Genomic DNA, 6,857 nt, shown 5'->3' on the forward strand with positions numbered 1-6,857 from the left:
AATGGTGAAGCTCACGTTCGAGGCGGGGGCGCAGGACCTTGCCGCCGACCTGGATGCCGTCATCGCCCTGCCCTTCGGCCCCTTCGGCATCCGCTGTGATGACGGCGCCGTGCGCGAACTGGTGTTCCTGCCCCCCGGCACCGCCCTCGTGACGCCACGAACAGCGATCGCAGGCGCCGCAGCACACGCGCTACGAGCCTGGATCGACGACCCCGAGCTCCCCTTCCCGGTCCCCCTGGCCGACCAAGGGACGCCCTTTCGCCGCCGCGTATGGGCAGAGATCAGCGCGATCCCACGCGGCCAGACCCGCAGCTATGGTGAGCTTGCCGCCCGCCTCGGCAGCGCCCCGCGGGCGGTCGGCCAGGCCTGCGGCGCCAACCCCTTCCCACTCGTCGTGCCCTGTCACCGCGTGACCTCGGCCACCGGGCTGGGTGGATTCGCAAACGCCCGCGGTGGCTGGCTGCTCGATGTCAAACGCTGGCTGCTCGCATTCGAAGGCGCCCGGTGAGCGGGCGCACACCGGCGGTAGAAGCCGGCCTGCTGCCCGAGCACCGACGCGAACTCGACCGCTTCGTCGACGCGCTGTGGCTCGAACACGGCCTTGCCGCCAACACGCTTGCCGGTTATCGCAGCGACCTCGCTCGCTTCGCCGCCTGGCTCGAAGTCCGTGGCCAGCGCCTTCCCGCAGCCGGCCCGCCCGAACTCACCGCCTACATCGGCGAGTTCAGCCGTGGTGCCCGCCCTGCCAGCCAGCGCAGGCTGCTGGCATCCTGCCGGCGCTATTACCGGATGCTGCTCATCAACCGGGAGATCGCCGAGGATCCCACCCTGCTGCTCGACTCGCCACTGGCCGCCGAACGCTTTCCACGGACCTTGAGCGAAGCCCAGGTTGAAGCCCTGCTTGCGGCGCCCGACGACGGCAATCCGCAGGGCGTGCGCGACCGCTGCATGCTCGAGGTGCTCTACGCTGCGGGCCTGCGCGTGTCGGAACTGGTTGGACTCAAGGTCTTCGCAGTCGGCCTCAATGACGGCGTGCTGCGCATCATGGGCAAGGGCAGCAAGGAACGCCTGGTGCCGATGGGCGAGCTTGCCGCAGACTGGCTCCGGCGCTACCTGCTCGAAGCACGGCCAGCACTTCTTGCCGGACGCAGTTGCGACGAGGTCTTCGTGACACGCCTCGGTAGCGGAATGACGCGCCAGATGTTCTGGCGAATCATCAAGCAGTACGCCGTGCATGCAGGCATTCCGAGCGAGCGAATCTCACCGCATACCCTACGCCATGCCTTCGCAACGCACCTGCTCAACCACGGCGCCGACCTGCGTGTGGTGCAGCTATTGCTCGGGCACGCCGACATTTCGACGACGCAGATCTACACACACGTCGCACGGGAGCGCCTGAAGCAATTGCATTCAAAACATCACCCACGTGCCTGAGCAAGGCCCTGCGGAATACAATCAGCGTAACAGCGCAAATATTTGCAACCCGATCCCGAGCAGACGAGTCCGACCATGCATAAACCAGACACCCGCGCACCCGAGACGCCGGCAACCCGGTTCCTGCGCCAGCACGGCATCGCGTTCTCGAGCCACCTTTACGAATACGAAGAGCACGGCGGGACCGCCGTATCCTCGCGTGAACTCAATGTGAGCGAACATGCAGTGGTGAAAACCCTCGTCATGGAGGATGAAAACGCCCAACCGCTGATCGTACTGATGCATGGCGATCGCAAGGTATCCACCAAGGAACTCGCGCGCCAGATTCCATGCAAGCATGTCGAAACCTGCAAACCCGAAACCGCCAACCGACACACGGGTTTTCTCGTCGGCGGTACGTCGCCATTCGGTACTCGCAAGACAATGCCCATTTACATGGAACGCACCATTCTCGATCTACCGCTCGTCTATATCAATGGCGGACGCCGCGGCTTCCTCGTTGGCATTCATCCGCACGACCTGTTGCGCGTGCTCAAGCCGATGCTGGTGCAGGTTGCAAACTGAGCGGATTGACCCAGTCGACAACGTTGTGAAATCCCTCAAGCAATCCCATGTTGGCAATTTCAATTCGCTTCGGTAAATGGCACAATTCGAATTGCACGTGAATCACTCAATGAAGCACAGCCAGAACTGAGCGCCAGTATTTCTCAGCGCTCAATTCAAGGGCCTCGATTCACCATCGAACATATCCGGAGACCTCATGGACCTATCCACCTACACCCTGCCCGAGCTGCGCAAACTCCAAGCAAAGATCGAGGCCGAAATCCGTCGCCGCAGCGATACGACGCGCCGCACCTTGCTCAAGCGCATGCAGAAAATGGCAGCAGACGAAGGCCTGACGCTGGGTGATCTGCTCGAAGCTGCTCCTGCCCCCGCCGCCGAAACCAAACCGGCAGCCAAGCGCGCGGCACGCGGCACGGCCAAGAAGGCCAAGCCAGCTCCCGTGGTCAAGTACCGCAATCCTGCCAACCCGGAACAAGGGTGGAGCGGGCGCGGGCGCAAGCCGCAATGGGCCCTTGACTGGATCGCCCAAGGCAAGCCGCTTGAAGAGCTCGCCGCCTGACGCTTCTCCAGTTCAAGCGGCACAGGCCGCAAGCGTCAATCTGAAGAATGCCGTGATCGCCTGGTCAACACATCCAGGCCATTACGGCATTTTCATGCAGGCCATGCACTGCGTTCACTCAGCGCTCATATCCGGGCACCATCAACAGCGCCCTTCAATAGCCGCCATGCAATGACGCCATTGCCGCTCGGCGGCGAATCAGGACATTGCTGAAGATTCAGGCGGTCGGCGGCACGACGACGCCATCGCGGCTGCGCTGAATGAACACCCCGACGCGCCTCACGTCCTTCATCACCCCGATCTTGGCCAGTTTGAGCTTGACCCAGGGAGCGCGAAACTCGTCGAACAGCAGATTCACGATGAACTCACCGAGGCTCTCAATAAGATTGAAATGACGCTCCGCGAGCTCCTGCCGGATACGGGCAGTGACAACCGCATAATCAATCGTGTCGGCAATGTCATCATGCGCCGTCGCGGCCTCCGGAACGCCGAAAGTAAGATTGAGCTCGACAATCTGAGGCCCTGTCTTCTCGCGCTCGTAGATCCCGACCCAGGCCTTGACGCGCAACTCTTCGATGAAGATGAAATCCATGCTGCTTCCCGTTTAGAATCCCTGCAATTCTAGCCTGCCCCCATGTCGGACGGCCGGACCGCATCGCATTTGCCGCCCCGAAGCGCCCACGCGGCGCTCATCCCCCCCAGCAAAGCGGGCGCCCTGTCGTCGCCCACCCGAGGAATCATGATGTCGCTCCTGTTGCTGATCGTCGCAGCCTACCTGCTCGGTTCGATCCCGTTTGCCATCGTCACCAGCAAGCTATTCGGCCTGCAGGATCCTCGCCAGTATGGCTCGGGCAATCCAGGAGCCACCAACGTGCTACGCAGCGGCAACAAGGCTGCGGCCGCACTGACGCTGCTCGGAGACAGCCTTAAAGGCTGGTTTGCGGTATGGCTGGCGATGCGGCTTGGCTTTGAGCCGGGCGAAGCTGCCCTTGCCGGGCTCGCGGCCTTTCTCGGCCATGTGTTTACGATCTTCCTGCGCTTCAATGGCGGCAAAGGCGTCGCCACTGCGCTCGGCGTACTGGCCGGCGTTGACGCCCGGATTGCCATCTTCAGTGCCATCATCTGGCTGATGATCGCCTACACGACGCGCTACTCCTCGGCCGCGGCACTCGCGGCCGCAATCGCGGCGCCGCTGGCCAGCCTGCATTTCGTCGGACCAGGCATGGCGACGGGGGTGCTGGCGGCAATGTCGGCGATGCTCATCTGGCGTCACAAGGAAAACATCGCCCGCCTGCGCGCGGGTACCGAAGGCCGCATCGGCGGCAAAAAAAAGGACGCGGGCAACGCAAACTGAACACCATTGCCGCAACCGCAAGACCCTGCTCAGGCGGCAGACATATTCGGCGGCGCCAGTTCGACCAACGGCCAGCGCGGACGAATCTTCACCGCGCGGGCAACCGCTCCGCGCTCACCCGCAGCCAGGCGCATCGCACCGGCAAACGCAATCATCGCGCCATTGTCGGTACATAGCGCCGGCTCGGGGTAATGAACCCGCCCGCCGCGCCGGGCGAGCGCGGCGTCGAGCGTCTCACGCAGGCAACGGTTGGCACCGACCCCACCAGCCACGACCAGCGTCTTGAGTCCGACCTTCTTGAGCGCTGCGATCGACTTCGCGCACAGGACCTCCACCACAGCCAACTGGAAGTCGGCAGCCAGATCCGCCATGTAAGCCGGCTGCCAGTCAGCCCCCTGGACGACATTGAGCACGGCCGTCTTCAATCCGCTGAAGCTGAAATCCAGATCGCCCGAATGCAGCATCGGGCGCGGCAAACGAAAACGCCCTGACTGCCCCTGCGCGGCGAGCGCAGCAAGCTGCGGCCCGCCCGGATAGCCCAGACCAAGCAATTTTGCAGTCTTGTCGAAGGCCTCGCCCGCGGCGTCATCGACCGACTCCCCCAGCAAGGCGTAGTCACCCACCCCGCGCACGCGCATGAGCTGGGTATGCCCGCCCGACACCAGCAGAGCGACGAATGGAAAGGCCGGCGGATCGGCCGACAACAGCGGCGACAGCAGATGCCCTTCGAGGTGATGCACCGGCAAGGCGGGAATCCCGCGCGCGAGCGCAAACGACTCCGCCACGCTGGCACCGACCAGCAGCGCCCCGGCCAATCCGGGCCCTGCGGTATAAGCCACGGCGTCGATATCACCGAGCCCCAGCCCGGCCTGCCTCACGACCTCCTTCATCAGCAAGGGCAAGCGCCGGATGTGATCGCGCGAGGCGAGCTCGGGCACGACGCCACCATAGGCCGCGTGAAGGTCGATCTGCGAGTGCAGGCAATGCGACAGCAGGCCCGCCTCGGTGTCGTAGATCGCCACACCGGTCTCGTCGCAGGAGGTCTCGATACCGAGCACTTTCATGTCTTGCACCTCAGGGTTCCAGGCCGGCATTCTAACCGCAGTCGACAGCCGATCGAAAAATGCCCCTTGCGACAACGTCCCGAGTCAGTTATATTCGCGGTCTTTCTGCCCACCAGACACCCAAGGAAGTCCGCAATGCCCGGTATCCGCGTCAAGGAAAACGAGCCGTTTGAAGTTGCGATCCGCCGCTTCAAGCGCACCATCGAGAAGACCGGTGTGCTGACCGAACTGCGCTCGCGCGAGTTCTACGAGAAGCCCACCGCCGAGCGCAAGCGCAAGCTGGCCGCCGCAGTGAAGCGCAATCACAAGCGCCTGCGCAGCCAGACGCTGCCGCCGAAGCTGTACTGATTCGTCTCGCACCCGCCCTGCGGGTTGCATGCACGCCGGCCGAAGATCGTCCGATCCTCGCCCGGCGTAGTGCTTTTTCACGTCCGTCGCGACACGGCCACCCGGCCAGGCCTGCACGGACAGGCGCCTACGCTCGATGATCCCCCAGTCCTTCGTCCAGGAACTGCTGTCTCGCATCGACATCGTCGACGTCATCGAGCGCTACCTGCCGCTCAAGAAGAGCGGCGCGAACTACTTCGCCTGCTGCCCTTTTCACGGCGAAAAATCCGCCTCGTTCTCGGTCAGCCCCTCCAAGCAGTTCTATCACTGTTTCGGCTGCGGCGTGCACGGCAGCGCCATCGGCTTCCTGATGGAATACAGCGGGCTCGGCTTCGTCGATGCAGTCAAGGAGCTCGCCAGCCAGGTTGGCCTGCAGGTACCCGACGACGGCCGCAACGCTAGCACCCATGACGACGCCAGCGAGCGCCTGTACGAAGCCGTAGCACTGGCCGCACGTTTCTACCGCGACCAGCTCAAGCCTGCGCGCAACGCGGTCGACTACCTGAAGCGCCGAGGCCTGTCGGGCGAGGTTGCCGCACGCTTCGGCCTGGGCTACGCACCCGACGAATGGCAGGCACTGCAGAAGATCTTCCCCGACTACGACGCCAAGACCCTTGCCGATGCCGGACTCGTCATCGACAACGACCAGGGGCGGCGATATGACCGCTTTCGCGGTCGCATCATCTTCCCGATCCACGACCGCCGTGGGCGCATCATCGCATTTGGCGGGCGCGTGCTCGACAAGGGCGAGCCCAAGTACCTGAACTCGCCGGAAACGCCGCTGTTCGAGAAGGGCCGCGAACTCTACGGCTTCTTCCTCGCACAAAAGGCCATCCGCGACACTGGCTTCGCCGTGGTGGTCGAGGGCTACATGGACGTCGTCGCCCTGGCCCAGTACGGCATCGAGAACGCGGTCGCCACGCTTGGTACGGCAACCACGCCGCAGCACATCCACACCCTGCTCCGCCAGACCGACCGTGTCGTATTCTGCTTCGATGGCGACGCCGCAGGCCGTCGTGCAGCCTGGCGTGCATTGGAGAACGCGCTCGAATCACTGCGCGACGACGCCACCCTTGCCTTCCTGTTCCTGCCAGCCGAGCACGACCCGGACTCCTTCGTGCGCGCCCATGGCGCAGACAGCTTCCGCGCCGCTGCGACCGCGGCCACGCCACTGGCAAGTTTCCTGATCCAGGAGCTTGCCGGCCGCCACCCACTCGACACCGCCGAGGGGCGGGCCGCCTTCGTGCACGAGTCCGCCCCGCTGGTGAACCGGATCGGAGCCCCGCTGCTGCGCCTGCAGGTCGTGAAGTCGGTGGCGGAAACAAGCGGACTGACCCAGGCCGAGGTCGAACTGGCGCTGGGCGAACTGGCGGCGCGCACGCCGCGCCGACGCGCCACACCCGACGCAGCCCCCCAGGCATCGACCACCGCCTCGCCTGACGAGCCGAGCGCTGCACCGCCGCGCCCGCGCCGCAACCCGCAGCCCGCTCATCTG

9 protein-coding genes are annotated in these 6,857 nt (G+C 64.4%); 7 read left to right on the forward strand and 2 right to left on the reverse strand.

Annotation, left to right across the window (positions count from 1 at the left end; genetic code table 11):
• Position 1: 1 nt before the first annotated feature.
• From B447_RS07565 to B447_RS07580, 4 genes are all read left to right on the forward strand, one after another.
• Positions 2-508 carry a methylated-DNA--[protein]-cysteine S-methyltransferase gene (locus tag B447_RS07565; protein WP_002938324.1) on the forward strand — a complete coding sequence of 169 codons (507 nt, stop codon included), beginning with the start codon at positions 2-4 and terminating at the stop codon, positions 506-508.
• Entirely contained in the window at positions 505-1,434 is a 930-nt protein-coding gene (gene xerD, locus B447_RS07570; RefSeq protein WP_002924631.1) for a site-specific tyrosine recombinase XerD, read from the forward strand. Before B447_RS07565 ends, xerD begins: the two co-directional genes overlap by 4 nt.
• 75 nt (positions 1,435-1,509) lie before the next feature.
• Positions 1,510-1,998: a Cys-tRNA(Pro) deacylase gene (ybaK, locus tag B447_RS07575; protein WP_002938325.1), complete on the forward strand. Its 489-nt coding sequence runs from the start codon at positions 1,510-1,512 to the stop codon at positions 1,996-1,998.
• 196 nt (positions 1,999-2,194) lie between these two features.
• Positions 2,195-2,557, forward strand: a complete 363-nt coding sequence (locus tag B447_RS07580; RefSeq protein WP_002924637.1) for an H-NS histone family protein — start codon at positions 2,195-2,197, stop codon at positions 2,555-2,557.
• A gap of 217 nt (positions 2,558-2,774) precedes the next feature.
• On the opposite strand, the gene B447_RS07585 is transcribed toward B447_RS07580, so the two are convergent.
• Positions 2,775-3,149 (reverse strand): dihydroneopterin aldolase, encoded by a 375-nt coding sequence (locus B447_RS07585; protein ID WP_002938326.1) that lies wholly within the window; start codon positions 3,147-3,149, stop codon positions 2,775-2,777.
• Between the two features lie 150 nt (positions 3,150-3,299).
• On the opposite strand from B447_RS07585, the gene plsY reads away from it, so the two are divergent.
• The gene (gene plsY, locus B447_RS07590) at positions 3,300-3,911 is read left to right on the forward strand and encodes a glycerol-3-phosphate 1-O-acyltransferase PlsY (RefSeq protein ID WP_198291757.1); all 612 of its coding nucleotides are present in this window, start codon (positions 3,300-3,302) and stop codon (positions 3,909-3,911) included.
• 29 nt (positions 3,912-3,940) lie between these two features.
• Here plsY and tsaD read toward each other — a convergent pair whose 3' ends face one another.
• Positions 3,941-4,975, reverse strand: a complete 1,035-nt coding sequence (gene tsaD / locus B447_RS07595; RefSeq protein WP_002938328.1) for a tRNA (adenosine(37)-N6)-threonylcarbamoyltransferase complex transferase subunit TsaD — start codon at positions 4,973-4,975, stop codon at positions 3,941-3,943.
• Between the two features lie 135 nt (positions 4,976-5,110).
• Here tsaD and rpsU point away from each other — a divergent pair, with 135 nt between their 5' ends.
• Positions 5,111-5,323 carry a 30S ribosomal protein S21 gene (gene rpsU / locus B447_RS07600; RefSeq protein WP_002924646.1) on the forward strand — a complete coding sequence of 71 codons (213 nt, stop codon included), beginning with the start codon at positions 5,111-5,113 and terminating at the stop codon, positions 5,321-5,323.
• Positions 5,324-5,459: 136 nt separating this feature from the next.
• The coding region (dnaG, locus tag B447_RS07605; RefSeq protein ID WP_002938329.1) for a DNA primase at positions 5,460-6,857 on the forward strand (1,398 nt) is incomplete at its 3' end.

It is taken from the genome of Thauera sp. 27 (genome assembly GCF_000310125.2).
In the GTDB taxonomy this organism is placed as follows: domain Bacteria; phylum Pseudomonadota; class Gammaproteobacteria; order Burkholderiales; family Rhodocyclaceae; genus Thauera; species Thauera mechernichensis.